This is a genomic window from Kribbella sp. CA-247076 (assembly GCF_050942445.1).
Taxonomy (GTDB): Bacteria; Actinomycetota; Actinomycetes; order Propionibacteriales; family Kribbellaceae; genus Kribbella.
The window spans coordinates 4,603,470-4,618,929 of sequence record NZ_CP192051.1 but is presented as its reverse complement, the minus strand read 5'-3'; the positions used below and the strand labels follow the sequence as shown (position 1 = coordinate 4,618,929).

The 15,460-nt window shown below is 68.6% G+C and carries 11 protein-coding genes; 6 read left to right on the top strand and 5 right to left on the bottom strand.

All coding sequences use genetic code 11. From position 1 onward, the window contains the following. Positions 1–90: 90 nt before the first annotated feature. Positions 91–906 carry a class I SAM-dependent methyltransferase gene (locus tag ACQPYZ_RS21760; RefSeq protein WP_433158935.1) on the bottom strand — a complete coding sequence of 272 codons (816 nt, stop codon included), beginning with the start codon at positions 904–906 and terminating at the stop codon, positions 91–93. A 299-nt stretch (positions 907–1,205) separates the two neighbouring features. Between ACQPYZ_RS21760 and ACQPYZ_RS21755 the strand changes: the two genes are divergently transcribed. The 5 genes from ACQPYZ_RS21755 to ACQPYZ_RS21735 are packed head-to-tail and all read left to right on the top strand — an operon-like array spanning position 1,206 to position 6,708. Then, entirely contained in the window at positions 1,206–3,041 is a 1,836-nt protein-coding gene (locus ACQPYZ_RS21755; protein ID WP_433158932.1) for an ABC transporter substrate-binding protein, read from the top strand. Positions 3,042–3,058: 17 nt separating this feature from the next. Continuing rightward, a complete protein-coding gene (locus ACQPYZ_RS21750) occupies positions 3,059–4,132 on the top strand; it encodes an ABC transporter permease (protein WP_433158929.1) in 1,074 nt (357 codons plus the stop codon). A 5-nt stretch (positions 4,133–4,137) separates the two neighbouring features. Beyond that, positions 4,138–5,013, top strand: a complete 876-nt coding sequence (locus tag ACQPYZ_RS21745) for an ABC transporter permease (protein ID WP_433158926.1) — start codon at positions 4,138–4,140, stop codon at positions 5,011–5,013. Then, on the top strand, positions 5,006–5,818 hold the full coding sequence (locus ACQPYZ_RS21740; RefSeq protein WP_433158923.1) for an ABC transporter ATP-binding protein: 813 nt from the start codon (positions 5,006–5,008) through the stop codon (positions 5,816–5,818). Before ACQPYZ_RS21745 ends, ACQPYZ_RS21740 begins: the two co-directional genes overlap by 8 nt. Next, positions 5,815–6,708 (top strand): ABC transporter ATP-binding protein, encoded by an 894-nt coding sequence (locus tag ACQPYZ_RS21735; protein ID WP_433158920.1) that lies wholly within the window; start codon positions 5,815–5,817, stop codon positions 6,706–6,708. The genes ACQPYZ_RS21740 and ACQPYZ_RS21735 overlap by 4 nt, the downstream gene beginning before the upstream one ends. Here ACQPYZ_RS21735 and ACQPYZ_RS21730 read toward each other — a convergent pair. From ACQPYZ_RS21730 to ACQPYZ_RS21720, 3 genes are all read right to left on the bottom strand, one after another. Further along, positions 6,701–7,480: a class I SAM-dependent methyltransferase gene (locus ACQPYZ_RS21730; RefSeq protein ID WP_433158918.1), complete on the bottom strand. Its 780-nt coding sequence runs from the start codon at positions 7,478–7,480 to the stop codon at positions 6,701–6,703. The genes ACQPYZ_RS21735 and ACQPYZ_RS21730 overlap by 8 nt on opposite strands. 42 nt (positions 7,481–7,522) lie before the next feature. Next, complete coding sequence (locus ACQPYZ_RS21725; RefSeq protein WP_433158915.1) at positions 7,523–10,315, bottom strand: BTAD domain-containing putative transcriptional regulator; 2,793 nt, start codon at positions 10,313–10,315, stop codon at positions 7,523–7,525. Between the two features lie 198 nt (positions 10,316–10,513). Then, positions 10,514–12,550, bottom strand: a complete 2,037-nt coding sequence (locus ACQPYZ_RS21720) for a phosphocholine-specific phospholipase C (protein ID WP_433158912.1) — start codon at positions 12,548–12,550, stop codon at positions 10,514–10,516. A 138-nt stretch (positions 12,551–12,688) separates the two neighbouring features. On the opposite strand from ACQPYZ_RS21720, the gene ACQPYZ_RS21715 reads away from it, so the two are divergent. Continuing rightward, on the top strand, positions 12,689–13,309 hold the full coding sequence (locus ACQPYZ_RS21715; RefSeq protein WP_433158910.1) for a histone deacetylase: 621 nt from the start codon (positions 12,689–12,691) through the stop codon (positions 13,307–13,309). Here ACQPYZ_RS21715 and ACQPYZ_RS21710 read toward each other — a convergent pair. Beyond that, positions 13,299–15,329, bottom strand: a complete 2,031-nt coding sequence (locus ACQPYZ_RS21710; RefSeq protein ID WP_433158907.1) for a M6 family metalloprotease domain-containing protein — start codon at positions 15,327–15,329, stop codon at positions 13,299–13,301. The genes ACQPYZ_RS21715 and ACQPYZ_RS21710 overlap by 11 nt on opposite strands. Positions 15,330–15,460 lie beyond the last annotated feature (131 nt).

Sequence of the window (15,460 nt, the reverse complement as noted above, 5' to 3'; positions counted from 1 at the left end):
GCTTGTGGGTTCTCCACCCGGGACCACGGTGGAGAACCCCGCATTTCGTGGGTCAACCAGCCAAATGGTGTTGGTGCCAGTGTCACGCGGTCAGCGGCGGATGCCTACTGCTTCGAGGTACTCCGCGCGGGCGGCCATCGTGCCGTCGTCGGCGTGGTCGAAGGCTCGCGGTACGTCGGCCAGTTCGCGGGCGAACTGCTTCAGGTCCTCGCCGTCGAGCGTCCCGGCGAGCCGGGTGATCGGGCCGTAGAAGTCGCGGAACCACTCCGAGAAGTGTTCGGGCGAGTAGTACCGGAAGACGTACTCGCGCCGGTTCAGCGCGACCCACTCGACCCGGTCACCGAACAGCTCGAACAGGTGGTCCTCCGTGCCCCACAGCGTCGGCGACCGTACGCCGGCCGGCGGCGGCGCCCACTTCGACACGGTCTTGAACAGCTGGCCGATCATGCCGGCCGGCGTCCAGCACGCCAGCGCGATCTTGCCGCCCGGTGCCGTCACCCGCACGAGCTCGTCGGCGGCCTTCTGGTGGTTCGGCGCGAACATCACGCCGACCGTGCTGCAGACGAGGTCGAACGACGTGTCCGGAACCGGCAGGTCCTCCGCGTCACCCTCGGTGAACGTCACCGGCAGATGCTCCGCCGCGGCGCGTTCCCGCCCCTGCTCCAGCAGGTTCGGCGCGTAGTCCACCCCGGTCGCCTCCGCGAACCGGCGGGCGGCCGCCATCGCGGCGTTGCCCTGACCGCAGGCGACGTCGAGCACCCGCTGCCCGGCACGGACGTCGGCGGCCTCGACCAGGAGCTCGGCGATGATCTGCAGGGTGTTGCCGACCCGCGGGTAGTCACCCGTCTGCCAGCCGGCCCGCTGCTTGTCCTTGATCGCCTCGAAGTCCACCGTCGTGTTCGTCATGTCTCCCCCTGGGAATCACTGATTTCGCGGCCGCCCGGTGCGGCCGTCGTACTCGATGGAAGACGGTCGCCGTGTGACGCGGCGTGTGACGAACCGGGGAACTTCCCGCCTGAGGCCTGTTACGTAGAGCGAGCCAACGTTGTCAGAGGTTGGTATATCGACTGATCAGCGGATTCATCCAGAATGTTCCAACGTGGCAATGAACTCTTGCCAACGTTGTCATCCCTACTTATAGTCCGTGGCACCTCTCGGTCGGTGATCGCCCTGTCCGCGCAACGGAAACGGAGGTGACTTTCGTCATGAACGAAGCGCCGCGCCCCCAGTTCGAAGACGTCGCTGACGTAGTCCGCTACCAGCTGAGCCGGCGGAGCCTGGTCGGAGGAGGCGCGGCTGCCGCGCTGACCGGCCTGCTCGCCGCCTGCTCCGGTGGTGGTGGCTCCTACTCCGACAAGCCAGCCGACAACAAACCCGCCGCGACCAGGTCGGTGCAGATCGGCAAGGCCAACATCCCGACCCCACGGGATCAGACCGTCATCATCGGTCAGGTCGAGTACACGGTGTTCGACAGCTTCAACACGATGATTCCGAACGGTCACCAGTCGGGTGCCGGCTTCGAGATCTGCCGGGAGGCGATGTTCTACCTGAGCTTCGCCACCGGTGAGCTGAAGCCGTGGCTGTGCACGGAGTACAAGTACAACGCCGACCACACCGAGCTCACGCTGAAGTTCGACCCGAAGGCGAAGTGGAGCGACGGCCAGCCACTGACCGCGAACGACTTCAAGTTCACCGTCATGCTGCTGCGCGACCGGCCCGACCTGTTCGGTGGCGGCGGCGAGCTGAAGGAGTTCGTCAAGGACATCGCGGTGCCGGATCCGCAGACCGCGGTGATCGCGATGACCGAGGGGTCGCCGCGGCTGCACTACAACTTCATCTCCGCGATCGCCGGTGGATTCGACATCCTGCCGCAGCACCGGTGGAAGGGGCAGGACCCGACCAAGTTCAAGGACAACCCGCCGGTGCGGACCGGTCCGTACAAGCTCAAGCAGGCCATTCGGAACCAGAAGATGTTCGTCTGGGAGAAGAACCCGGACTACTGGGCCAAGGACAAGCTCGACGTCAAGCCGCAGTACGTCGTCTTCCAGAGCACGTCGAAGCAGCTCGACCAGGCCTCGCTGGCGTTCGAGCGGGCCGAGTTCGACGTCGGCTCGATCGACGAGCCGCACGCCAAGCAGCTGCGTAACACCGGCTACCCGGCGATGGTCACCACCCAGTTCCACGACCCGAACCCCCGGGTGCTGTGGCTGAACTGCGATCCCGCCCGCGGGGTGATCTCCGAGCCGAAGATGCGCTGGGCGATCAACTACTGCGTGGACCGGGAGAAGATCGGCAAGTCGATCTGGCCGGTCGAGGTGCCGCCGGCGGTGTACCCGTGGGCGGACTACCCGACCAACGAGAAGTGGAAGAACGACGAGCTGGCGGAGAAGTACAAGTTCGAGTTCAACCCGCAGAAGGCCACCGAGCTGCTGGACGAGATCGCGCCGAAGAACGCCGCCGGCAAGCGGACGTACAAGGGCAAGGAGATCAACCTCGAGATCATCACGGTCTCCCCGGTCGACGGCCCGGAGTACGCGATCGCGAACGTGGTCAAGACCGACCTGGCCAAGGTCGGGGTCCCGGCCACCCTGCGCAGCCTGGCCGGCAGCGTGCACGACGAGAAGTTCCAGCGCGGCGAGTACGACATCGACGCGAACTGGGCCGGCTTCGCGATGGACCCGGCGCAGCTGTACTCCGACTGGGAGAGCACCAAGGCGCAGCCGGTCGGCAAGAACGCGGCCGGCAAGAACAAGATGCGGTTCCGGAACAAGCGCTTCGACGAGCTGTCGCGCAAGCTGGCCGCGATGGACCCGGCGTCGGAGGAGGCCAAGCCGATCCTGGACGAGGCGCTGGAGATCTACTTCCAGGAGCTGCCGATGCTGTCGGTGATCCAGACCGGTTACCCGTCGTACTTCAACACGACGTTCTGGAAGGGCTGGCCGACCGACGACGACCTGTACGAGGTGCCGCTGAACTGGTGGCAGCACTTCATCTTCATTCTCGGCAAGCTGGAGGCCACCGGGCAGAAGGGACCGGCGTGACGGCGCAGGCGCCGCCGGTGGCACCTGTCGACAAGGCCGAGCAGGCCGCGCCCCCGCGCGGGTTGCGGCCCTGGCTGTCGCGGCATCCGCTGGCGGCGTACGCGATCCGCCGGTTCGGGATCTACCTGATCGAGTTGTGGGGCGCGCTGACGATCGCGTTCTTCTTCTTCCGGCTGATGCCGGGCGACCCGATCCAGACGCTGATCCAGAGCCTGCAGCAGAACTACGTCTACAACCAGCAGGCCAGCGCCGAGATCATCGCCCGCTACCAGCAGGAGTTCGGTCTCGACGGCAACCTGTTCGCGCAGTACCTCAAGTACATGGAGAAGCTGGTCCTGCACGGCGACATGGGGCCGTCGCTGATCAGCTACCCGACGCCGGCCCAGGACGTGATCCTCAGGTCGTTGCCGTGGACCATCGGTCTGCTCGGGATCTCGGCCGTGCTGGCCTGGGTCCTGGGCGTGGTGCTCGGCGCGCTCGCCGGCTGGCGCCGCGGCCGGATCGGCTCGTCGATCGTGACCAACCTGTCGATCGCGCTGTCGCACGTGCCGTACTTCTTCGTCGCGCTGATCCTGGTCTACATCTTCGCGTACTCGATGGGCGTGCTGCCGCCGAGATCGGCGTACGACTCCCGGATCGATCCCGGGATCAGTCTCGAGTTCATCGGCAGCGTGCTGAAGTACGGCCTGCTGCCCGGCATGTCGATCGTGCTGATCGGGACGTTCAGCTGGATCCTGTCCACCCGGATGCTGATGATCCCGATCCTCGGCGAGGACTACCTGGTGTACGCCGAGGCCAAGGGCCTCAAGGGTTCGCGGATCCTGACCCGGTACGCGCTGCGGAACTGCTACCTGCCGCAGGTCACCGCGTTCGGCATCTCGCTCGGCTTCATCTTCAACGGCAACGTCCTGGTCGAGCAGCTGTTCAACTACCCCGGACTCGGGACGACGCTGGTCACCGCGATCCAGCAGCTCGACTTCAACACGATCCTTGGGGTGACCAACATCGCGATCTTCTCGGTGCTGACCGCGGTGCTCCTGCTCGACCTCCTCCTGCCTCTGCTTGACCCCCGGGTCAAGTACTGGAAGTGATGCCGATGAGACTCCTGCGTGCGGTACTGCGGACGATCCGGGGCAGCCGGCGGCTGGCGACCGGACTGGTGATCCTCGGGGTGATGGTGCTCCTCGCGGTGTGCAGCCCGTTGATCGCGAAGGCCATCGGCGGTGGCAAGGACCCGGTGGAGGTGGCGGCGTACGAGCGGTGGCTGGTGCCGTCCGCGGACCATCTGCTCGGCACCGACCAGTTCGGCCGGGACGTGTTCGCGATGGTGATCAAGGCGCTCTCGGTGTCGCTGCAGATCGGGGCGATCGCGGGCGTCATCTCGACCGTCGTCGGCGTGATCGTCGCCTTCGTCGCGGGGTACAAGGGCGGGTGGATCGACGGCGTGCTGTCGACGTTCACCGGGATCCTGCTGGTGATCCCGACGTTCCCGCTGCTGATCGCGCTGTCGGCGTACGCGAAGAACGTCACCCTGTTCCAGGTCGGCGTGATGATCTCGATCTTCGCCTGGCCGTTCGCGGCGAAGACGATCCGCTCCCAGGTGCTGAGCCTGCGAACGCGGCCGTACGTCGACCTGGCCCGGGTCAGCAAGGCCCGGGACCTGGAGATCATCACCACCGAGCTGCTGCCGAACCTGCTGCCGTTCATCGGCGTCGGGTTCGCCTCGTCGGCCCTGGGAGCGATCTTCGGGCTGGTCGGGCTGGAGATCATCGGGCTCGGGCCCGGCGGCGTGATCGACCTCGGCCAGATCATCTATAACGCGATCACCACGGGCGCGCTGACGCTCGGCGCGTGGCCGATGTTCGTGGTCCCGATCGTGCTGCTGACGTTGCTGTTCGCGGCGCTGAACATGGTCAACATCGGGTTGGAAGAGGTCTACAACCCGCGCCTGAGGGGAGTGGCCGGTGAGTGAGATCGTCCTGGACATCAAGGGACTCGAGGTCACCTACCGCTCGACCCACGGCGACGTGCAGGCGGTTCGCGGCGTCGACCTGGCGGTCAGGCGCGGCGAGATCCTCGGCATCGCCGGCGAGTCGGGCAGCGGGAAGAGCACGCTCGCGGTCGCGCTGCTCCGGCTGCTGAAACCGCCGGGGCACGTGACCGGCGGGTCGGCGATGTTCCACCCGGCCGGCCGGTCGCCGGTCGACCTGCTCACGGTGAACGGCGAGGAGCTCCGGGTACTGCGGTGGTCGGCGCTCTCGTACCTGCCGCAGGGCTCGATGAGCTCGCTCAACCCGGTTGCGCGGGTGCGGGACCAGTTCAAGGACGTCATCCTCGAACACGCCCCGGCCCGCAAGGACACCCTGGGGGAGCTGATCCCGCGGTTGCTGGCCCAGGTCGGGCTCGAGCCGCGGGTGGCGCGGATGTACCCGCACGAGCTGTCCGGCGGGATGAAGCAGCGCGTCCTGATGGCGATCGCGGTCGCCCTCGAGCCGGACCTGGTGATCGCGGACGAGCCGACCACCGCGCTGGACGTGACCATCCAGCGGGTGATCCTGCAGTCGCTGGCCGACCTGCGCACCGACTTCGGCGTGACGCTGATGGTGATCTCCCACGACATGGGGGTGCACGCCCAGCTCGCCGACCGCGTCGCGGTCATGTACGAGGGCCGGATGGTCGAGGTCGGCGACGTACGGCAGGTGTTCAAGAACCCGCAGGATCCCTACACCCGCCAGCTGATCGAGTCGATCCCGCGGGTCGGAAGGAGGGCGTCGTGAAGTCCGAGCTCGAACTTCGGGGTGTGCAGCAACGGTTCCACGCCCGTGGGGTCGCCGGCGGCTACATCACCGCCGTCGACGACGTGAGCTTCACGCTCGCGGCCGAGCCGCCGCAGGTGGTCAGCCTGGTCGGCCAGAGCGGCAGCGGGAAGAGCACCATCGCCCGCAACGTGCTCGGCCTGCAGAAGCCGACGGAAGGATCGGTGCTGTACGGCGGCAAGGACATCTTCAAGCTGAGCCGGTCCGAGTACGACGAGTACCGGCGCGACGTGCAACCGGTGTTCCAGGACCCGTACGCGATCTTCAACCCGTTCTACCGGGTCGACCGCGTGCTCTGGAAGGCGGTGAAGAAGTTCGGGCTGACGTCCAGCCGGTCGAAGGGCCTGCAACTGATCGAGGAGTCGCTGCGGGCGGTCCGGCTGGACCCGGAGAACGTCCTCGGCCGGTACCCGCACCAGCTGTCCGGTGGCCAGCGGCAACGGATCATGCTGGCCCGGGTGCACATGCTGCGGCCGTCGTTCATCATCGCGGACGAGCCGGTGTCGATGCTGGACGCCCAGGTGCGCAAGCACTTCCTGGACATCCTGCTCGACTTCCAGCGCGAGCACGGGATGACCACGCTGTTCATCACCCACGACCTGTCCACCGTGTACTACCTGGGCGGCGAGGTCATGGTGATCACCAAGGGCTCGATCGTCGAGCGCGGCCCGGTCTCCCAGGTCATGCACGAGCCCTCGCACCCGTACACCCAGCTCCTGCTCGACTCCATCCCCCAACCCGACCCCGACGACCGCTGGACCACCCGCATCCGGGTCGACGAACTCGACGAGGAGGACGAAGCCGAGAAAGCCCCCGCCACCACCAGCGGCCCGGAGACCCCGATCATCTAGGGCGCCGTCCGCTGGTGACGAGGAATTCGTAGAACCAGGCCCGGAAGGCCGGGTTCGTCATCAGGTCCCGGTAGCGGGTGAGCTCGGGCTCGGTCGCACCGGCGGCCAGCAGGAGCGGTTCGGCCTGCTGGTTGAGGTTTCGGTGCAGCAGGCAGCCGTCGGTGCCGCCGGCGGTGGTCTGTGAGTACTCCATCACGTCGACGTCGACGAGACCGGCGGTCACCATCCGGCCGGCGGTCTCGCGGGCCCAGGTCCAGCTGACACCGCGCGCCGGGCTGACCACGTGATGGGACAGGTGCAGCATCTTGTTCCACAGGTCCCGGTCAGCCGGTTCCGGTACGGCGACAGCCTCCAGCGGACGATCGGTGATGTCGCCGAGGACCAGGTGGCCACCTGGCGCCAACGCCTCGACCAGCTCGTCGAGGATCTGTTCTCGTTCGGGAAGGTGGAGCAGCAGTAGCCGGGCGTGGATCAGGTCGAACGGCCCGTCCACCGGGAGGCCGTCGCGCAGGTCGTGCCGGATCACCTGGACGCCGGGCGCGACGTCGGTCAACTGGGCCGTGTCGATGTCGACGGCAACCACTTCGCGGGTGCGCCCGGCCAGCCAGTTCGCGATCGACCCGCTGCCCGCGCCGAGTTCCAGACATCGCGTCTCCGGCTCGAGACCGAGTCGCTGCAGGCGCCAGGTCGTCGGGGTGTCGAGCAGTCTGCCGAGGTGGTCGAGGTGATGGTGGCCGAGCTCGCTGCCGGTGTCGAAGAGGTAGTCGTTCATCTTCCGAGCCTGCGGCGTCGCGGGCGACCGTCACATCCGTGATCACCCGGATCGTGCCAGCGCCCAGGCGATGATCTCGTACCGGTTGGCCAGGTCCAGCTTCTGCCGGATGTGCTCCAGATGCGACTCGACCGTACGGCGCGAGACCACCAGCGTGGACGCGATCTGTTCGTTGGTCAGGCCCTGGCCGGCGAGGTCGGCGACCTCCAGCTCGCGGGCGGTCAGCGGCTTGTCGGTCGGTGTCGGCGGTGCGAGCGCCTCGGCCATCAGCTCGTCCTGCGTCAGCTGCCGGCCGGCCGCCATCAGCCGGTTCGCGACCCGGCCACCGACCTGCTGCCGCAGGCGTTCGACGACGGCGTCGCAGTACCTGGTGGTCACGTTCGACATCCGCCCGCCCCGTCGGCTCAGCGCGATCGCGGCTCCGCTGAGTCGTAGCGCGGACAGTACGCGTCCCTCACTCGCCGCCAGACTCATCGCGGCCCACAGCCACTCGGGATCCTCGATCAGGCCGGAGGCCTTCCGCAGCTCGGCAACGATCGCGGTCAGCTGCTCGCGATGGGTCCGCACGTCCCCGGCCACAGCCGCGGTGTACGCCGTTCCGAGCCGGCCGGCGACCACCAGCGCGGCGCCGCCTGTCGTACGACCGATCTCGAGTGCTTCCCGGAAGCACGACTCGCCGGCCGCCCAGTCGCCGTGCTCGCAGTGCGCGAGGCCGAGCACCGACAGCGTCCAACCGCGGCCGCGCTCGTTCCCCAGGCGGCGAAACATCGCCGTACTCCGGGCGCAAAGGTGCACAGCGTCGGCCGTCTGCCCGGTGGCCGCTTCGGTGAGTGCGAGATTGCGCAGCGCCCGCGCCGTTCCCGGCTCGTCGCCGAGCCGGCGGTGCAGCTCGAGACTCTCCTGGTACGCGCGGCGGGACGCCTCGTAGTCGCGTTGCCGCCAGGCCAACCGTCCGAGCCGTGCGAGTGCGACGGCACGCAGGGCCGGTTCGCCCCGGTCGACGAACTCCTCCAGCCGGGAGCGGCCGTCGTTGACGTCCCCGCGGTTCTCCCAGTAGTAGGCCAGGGCAGTGGTCAGCCGCAGACCGAGCTCGCCGGGCTGTGATCGGGCCCAGCCGAGGGCGGCGAGGAAGTTGCCCTCGTCGCGCTGCAGGTCGATCACCGCGGCGGCCCGGTCGCTCTCGTGCAGCTTGGTGTCGCCGCGTTGCGCGACCGTGAGGTAGTGCGCCGCGTGCCGCGACCGGACCTCAGGCGCCTCGCCGAGCAGTGTCAGCGCGTACTGCCGGATCGGTTCCAGCACGCGGTAGCGGATGCGTCCGTCGGGCAGCCGGTCCGCCACCACCAAGGAGTGGTCGACGAGTCCGGTCAACGCGCCGAGCAGGGCGTCGCCGAGGTCGGCGACCTGGTCGACCGCGCCGAGGTCGAAGCCGCCGACGAACACCGCGACCCGCTGGAGCAGGAGTTGCTGCGGCTCGGAGAGCAGTTGGTAGCTCCAGTCGAGCGCGGTCCGCATCGTGGCGTCGTTCTCGTGCAGCAGGGGAGCGAGGCGGTGCAGAATCTGCCGCGGCGACAGCACTCGGCTCCACGCGGCCGCGAGCTCGATGGCGAGCGGCAGGCCGTCGAGCTTCCGGCAGATCTCGTCGACGACCTCGGCATCGGCCGGGATCGAGCCGGCGACGAGCATCGCGCGATCGTTGAACAGGTCCCCGGCGGAGTCCGGCGCGAGGGCCGGCAACCGGAAGACCTGCTCGCCCGGAGTTCCCAGCGGAATCCGGCTCGTGGTCAGGATCCGCACCTGTGGACAGGTCGCCAGGATGCGCTCGGCGGCTGCCCGTGCCTCGTCCACCACGTGCTCGCAGTTGTCCAGGACGAGCAGCAGCTCAGCGTCCGGTGGTACTTCGTCGAGTGCGGTCCGCACACTCGCGGACACCAGTTCGACGAGTACGACGCCTTCGGGGAACCGGGCTGCGATCCGAGTCGCCACCTCGCGACTCAGCCGGGTCTTACCCGCTCCGGGCGGACCGGCGATCGTGACGAGTCGTGAGTCGCGCAGCAGCCGGTCGAGTTGCCTGAGCTCGTCGTCGCGTCCGAAGAACCGGGTGAGGGGCCGGGAGAGCGGACGCCGGGTGGGGGCGGCTGGTCGCCGTACTTCCAGGAGTGACTGGTGGATCGCCTGGAGCTCGGGGGACGGGTCGGCGCCGAGCTCGTCGGCGAGCCTGGTGCGGAGGGCCTCGTAACGGTCGAGTGCTTCGGCCTGACGTCCTGCGTCGGCGAGCGTGGTCAGCAGGCGTTGCCAGAGGGTCTCGCGGAGCGGGAAGCGGGCCGTCAGTTCGTGGAGTTCGGGGAGGCGCCTGATGTGCTCGCCCGTCGGTGCTTCGCGGTCGATGCGCCGTTCGCAGGCGGTCAGGTAGAGCTCGAGCAGCACCGGTGTCTCGTGCTCCTCGAACCACGCCGACAACGGCTCGCCGAAGGGATCACCCCTCCAGATCGCCAGCGCCGCGTCGTACTCCGACCGGTCGAGCAGCCGACGGAAACGCAGTACGTCGACGCAGTCCGGTGAAGCGTCGAGGCGGTATCCGGTCGGCTCCGTCACGACCGTCTCGTCGCCGAGGACGCGGCGCAGGCGGCCGACGTACGTCTGCAGGCTGCCGCGCAGTCGCTGCGGCGGATCGTCGGACCAGACCGCCCGGCCGAGAACGTCGAACGGGACGGTCCGGCCGCAGTTGAGGGCGAGTATTGCCAGGAGCGCGCGCACCTTGCGGCCGGGCAGCGTCACCGGTGGGCCGTCACGGAAGATCTCGAACGGCCCGAGCAGCCGAATGTCGAGACCCGTCATCTCACCCCCAGGCGACCACCACCGTACCGATCCCGAGGGTCGCCGCCACCTGACAGCCGACTGACAGCGTTTCGGCAGCGGCGCGTTCGTGGTGGCCGGCAGCCTCCAGCACGGCCGTGCAGCCGGATTGGTGGCAGTGCTTGGCCTGGAACTGGGCGCATCCCTGCACGTCGCCTACCGGCGCGTCCTCGGTGTGAGTCAGACGGTGCGGATGGCGGGGTCGCTGAGGCCGGGCGTGCCGGTTTCGACGTGGCCGGCGAAGCGGCGGAGGTACGTCGGGTCGGCGTCGGTGCGGATCTGGACGTCGTACCAGCGGTTGGTGGTGGTGATGGTGCGGTGGGTCGTGCCCGGGCGGAGGTCGAGTCGCTTGGGGTTCCCGCCGTACGCGTTGGTGATGGTGACGCGGCGGGCGACGTCGGTGCGGAAGGTGAGGTCGAGGTCGCCGCTGCGGGCGTTCTCCCGGGCGGTGATCTCGAGGCCGGTCGCGGGTTTGCCCTGGAAGGTCCGCAGGAAGCCGTTCGGCCCGTGCACGGTCAGGTCGTAGACGCCGCCGGAGTAGACGGTGTTCCAGCTGTCCGCGATGCTCTTGCCGGCCTCGGTCGTATAGGTCCACGGACCGTCGGTGCGGTTCGCGGCGGTGATCAGGAACTGCGCGCCCGCCTTCGGGCCGGACCGGAAGGTGAGGGTGTACTTGCCGCCGGCAACGGATCCGTCGACGACCGGTGCGTAGGGCAACGGCCGGGTACGGCGCCGGCCGCGTTCCTGGACCGGGAGGCTGCCGACCGCGGGCGGCGTCGGCCGGTAGTCCGGGTGCCGGTCGTCGTCCGGCGGCTCGTACGCCGACGTGTCCGGCAGTTCGGCCGGCCGGGTGGACGACGTACCGAAGTCGAAGGCCGACGTCAGGTCGCCGCAGATCGCCCGCCGCCACGGCGAGATGTTCGGCTCGTGCACGCCGAACCGCTTCTCCATGAACCGGATGACCGACGTGTGGTCGAACACCTCCGAGCAGCTGTAACCACCGGTGCTCCACGGCGACACCACGAACATCGGTACGCGCGGACCCAGTCCGTACGGGCCGGCCACGTACCGGCTGCTGCCGGGGTAGTGGTCGAGCGTGGTGTCGACGGTCGACAGTCCCTGGGACGCCGACGCCGGCGGGTACGGCGGGACGACGTGGTCGAAGAAGCCGTCGTTCTCGTCGTACGTGATGAAGAGCGCGGTCCGGCTCCAGACCTCCGGGTTCGCGGTGAGCGCGTCCAGGACCTGGGAGATGTACCAGGCGCCGTAGTTGGTCGGCCAGTTCGAGTGCTCGCTGAACGCCTCCGGCGCGGCGATCCAGGAGATCTGCGGCAGTCGGTTCGCCCGTACGTCGGCGGCCAGTCGCGCGAACAGGCTCTCGCCGGCCTTGGCGTTCGTGCCGGTGCGAGCCTTGTCGTACAAGGGATTGCCGGGCTGTGCGTTGCGGTACTTGTTGAAGTACAGCAGCGAGTTGTCGCCGTAGTTGCCGCGGTACGCGTCGTCGATCCAGCCCCAGTGCCCGGCCGCGTCCAGCCCGTCGCCGATGTCCTGGTATATCCTCCACGACACCCCGGCCTGCTCGAGGCGTTCCGGGTACGTCGTCCAGCCGTAGCCGAGCTCGTCGTTGCCGAGGACCGGGCCGCCGCCGGTGCCGTCGTTCCCGGTGTAACCGGTCCACAGGTAGTACCGGTTCGGGTCGGTCGCGCCGATGAACGAGCAGTGGTAGGCGTCGCAGACGGTGAACTTGTCCGCGAGCGCGAAGTGGAACGGGATGTCCTCGCGGGTCAGGTACGCCATCGTGACCGCGGACTTGGCCGCGATCCACTGGTCGTACCTGCCGCGGTTGATCGCTTGGTGCCCGTCCGGCCAGCTGTGCGGCAGGCCCTGGAGGAACTGCAGCCCGAGGTCGTCGGCCTCCGGGTGGAACGGCAGGGTCTCCTTCCCGCTGCCGTTCGCCTGGTGCCAGACCGGCCTGCCGCTCGGCAGCGTCACCGGCCGCGGGTCGCCGAAGCCGCGCACGCCCTTGAGCGTGCCGAAGTAGTGGTCGAACGAACGGTTCTCCTGCATCAGGACGACGATGTGCTCGACGTCCTCGATCGTGCCGGACCGGCGGTGGGCCGGGATCGCGGCGGCCTGCTCGATGCTGTGGGCCATCGCACCGAACGCGGCCGACGCACCGGCGAGCTGCAAGAACCTCCGGCGATTGATGTCTGGCATGGCGGCTCTCCTGTGGGCGGGGGCGGATGGAGTCTGAAACACCAGCACTGCGTCGCCCGCACCCTAGCCTGAACGATTAACCCACGGAAGATGAACTCTGTTGTTTGGAACACGTAGCTTTCGAACTATTGTGAGCGCATGGACCTGGTCTGGTACGTCGCCTACGGGTCCAATCTGGCGTTGGGGCGGTTTCGGTGTTATCTGGCGGGTGGGCGGCCGGTGGGTGGGGCCCGGGTTTATCCGGGGTGCCGGGATCCGCGGGGTCCGGCTCGGTTGGCGGGGGTCGAGGTGCCGGGTGGGTTGGTGTTCGCGGGGGAGTCGCGGGTGTGGGGCGGGGGGTCGGCGTTCTACGATCCGGCGGCGCCCGGTCGGGTGGCTGGGCGGGCCTATCTGCTGACGACCGAGCAGTTGGGGGATGTGGCCGCGCAGGAGATGCGGCGGGAGCCGGGTGGTGAGTACGCCCGGGAACTGGCCGCCCTGCTGCCCGAGGTCGACGCCGTCCACGCGATGGGGCCGGGGCGGTACGAGACCGTGGCCCGGGTGGGCGAGCGGGACGGCGTACCGATGTTCACCGTCACGCACGGCACCGTCGCCGACCTCGAGCCGAGGGCGCCGACGCTGCCGTACCTGCGCTGGATCGCCGCGGGCCTGATCGAGGCGCACGCGTGGAGCGCCCACCGGGTCGCGGAGTACCTGCTCTCCGCGCCCGGTGTCAGCGACGTCTGGACCCTCGACGAGCTGGTCGGGCTCAGCGCTTGACCGCCAGGCAGGTGGCGGTGGACTTCTTGGTGGGATCGCTTTCGGAGACCGCGGTCAGGGTGATCTTGGCCAGCGTCGACGTCCCCGCCTTGGTGTGGACCGGGACCTTGGTGAGCTGGCCGGCGTTCGCGGTGGCGAGGGCGTTGGGCAGCGACATCGACCAGCCCTTGCCGGCGATGGTGGCGCTGACCCGGTAGACGTCGCCCTTCAGGTACGGCGTGACGTCCTCGGGGTGCTGGCCTCCGGCCCCGGCCCGGCCGGTGTTGACGAGCGGGAAGTTGCAGGTCAGTACGCCGTTCTGCGCCTTCACCGCGGCCGTCGGAAGCACCCGCACACCGCGCTGCTGCGGTCCGGCGCCGTCGAGCGACCGGATCGCGACCGTGTACGACAGCACGCCCTTGCGGTCGCGCTTCACGTTGGTGACATAGAAGTGCAGCCGGTTGGCGGTGTCGGTGTACTCGTACTCGCTGCCGGAGTTCGTGCCCGCGTGGAACAGCGCGTCCGACAGTTGGCGGTAGTCGCCGATGGTGATCGGGACCTCGGTGCCGTCGGGCAGCACGTAGTCGGTCATGCCGATGTCCTGCGGGTTGGCGTCGATCACCCACTCGAACGGCGCCCGGTCCTCGTTCTTCGTCTTCGCCAGCAGCACGCCGGAGTCCGGGGTGAACGAGTCCGTGCCCATCCGGTCGACGACCTCGATCGTGTAGTTCTCGTAGCCCCGGCCGTCGCACATCGGGTCGGTCGCGACGTCGCACGCGGGCGCGAGGTCACCAGCGGTGCCGAGGTCAAGGTTGACGCCGGCGAGCCCCTTCGGACCCGGTTGTACGGCGCGCGCGGTGACGTCGGCGACGACCACGCCGGAGGTCTTCAACGCGTCGCGGGAGAGCCGGAGCACGTTCCGCTCGTCGACCATCTCCAGCTTGATCTTGTTCCGCAGCATGTGTTGCGCGCCCATCGACGCACCGCCGGTGGCCGGGATCATCCACCGGCTGTGCGGTCCGCCCGGTCCGTTGAAGCTGCCGCGGCTGAGCATCTCCCAAATGCCGGTGTACGAGCGCCGGGGCGGGACGCCGTACGGGTTGTTGTAGTTGTCGCCGATGCCGAGGATGTGGCTGAGCTCGTGGGCGTAGACGCCCATCCCGGAGCTCTCGGCCTGCGTCGACGAGCCGCCGCCGGCGTTCGGCCAGATCGACGCGCCCGCGGCCCAGGACGTCCAGTCGACGTACCGGGTGTCAGACCAGTTCGGCAGCGCCGGATCCGGCGGGCCGAACTCGTCGGTGACGTCCTCCTTGGTCGGGAACTTCATCATCCCGAACTCCTGCCAGGTGGACGACTCGTCCTGCCCGGCGCTGAGGAAGAAGACGAAGTCGAAGCCGGCGGGCACCTCCGGCCCCTGGTCGGCGACCCACGCGGCGCGGCCGTCGGTGCGGATGTTCTTGTTGCAGGTATCGCCGGCCGGGCAGGCGCCGCCGCCCTGGAACTCCATCGCGTACTCGTGCGACTTGCCGGGCATCCGGTACGGGCCGAACGCGGTCAGGTCGACGCCGTACCGGCCGCCGGAGTCCTCCATCCAGTACTCGTGGATGGTGTGGCCCCGGTTCAGCTCGCCGGGGGTGTTGAGGAAGTTCTTGTAGAACTCCGCGACCTGGTCACGCGGTACGCCGTTCGCCTCGGCGCTCGGGTTGCCGAACACCGTGGACCCCTTGGGCTGGGTGACGACGAAGTCCTGGTTCGGGTAGTCGAGCAGCACGAGCGCACCCTTGAACGTCCTGGTCGACCCCTTCACATCCGGATCGGCCCAGTTCGTCCCGGGCGGCTTGCGGTAGTCGCTCCAGGTCATGTGGTCGGGGTTCTCCCAGTTCTGCGGGTCGATCGGCCCGGGGAGACCCTGCGCGGTGGTGGCCGCGATCCGCTCCTGCGGCCCGGACTGCTGCCACGGCTGCTGCTGCGGCCAGTGCGGGTACTGCCACGCGTTCTCCGGATCCGGGGGAGCGGTCGCACTCGGCGACGCCAGCGCCATCGACGGAACCGACACCGCGGCCAGAACCGCGACAACCTTCAGGACAACACGAAACTTCCGTTGCTCAGACACGGGCGGGCATCCGATCAGTAAGGACGGGACAACGGGCTCACCAGCATCTCCCGGGAACC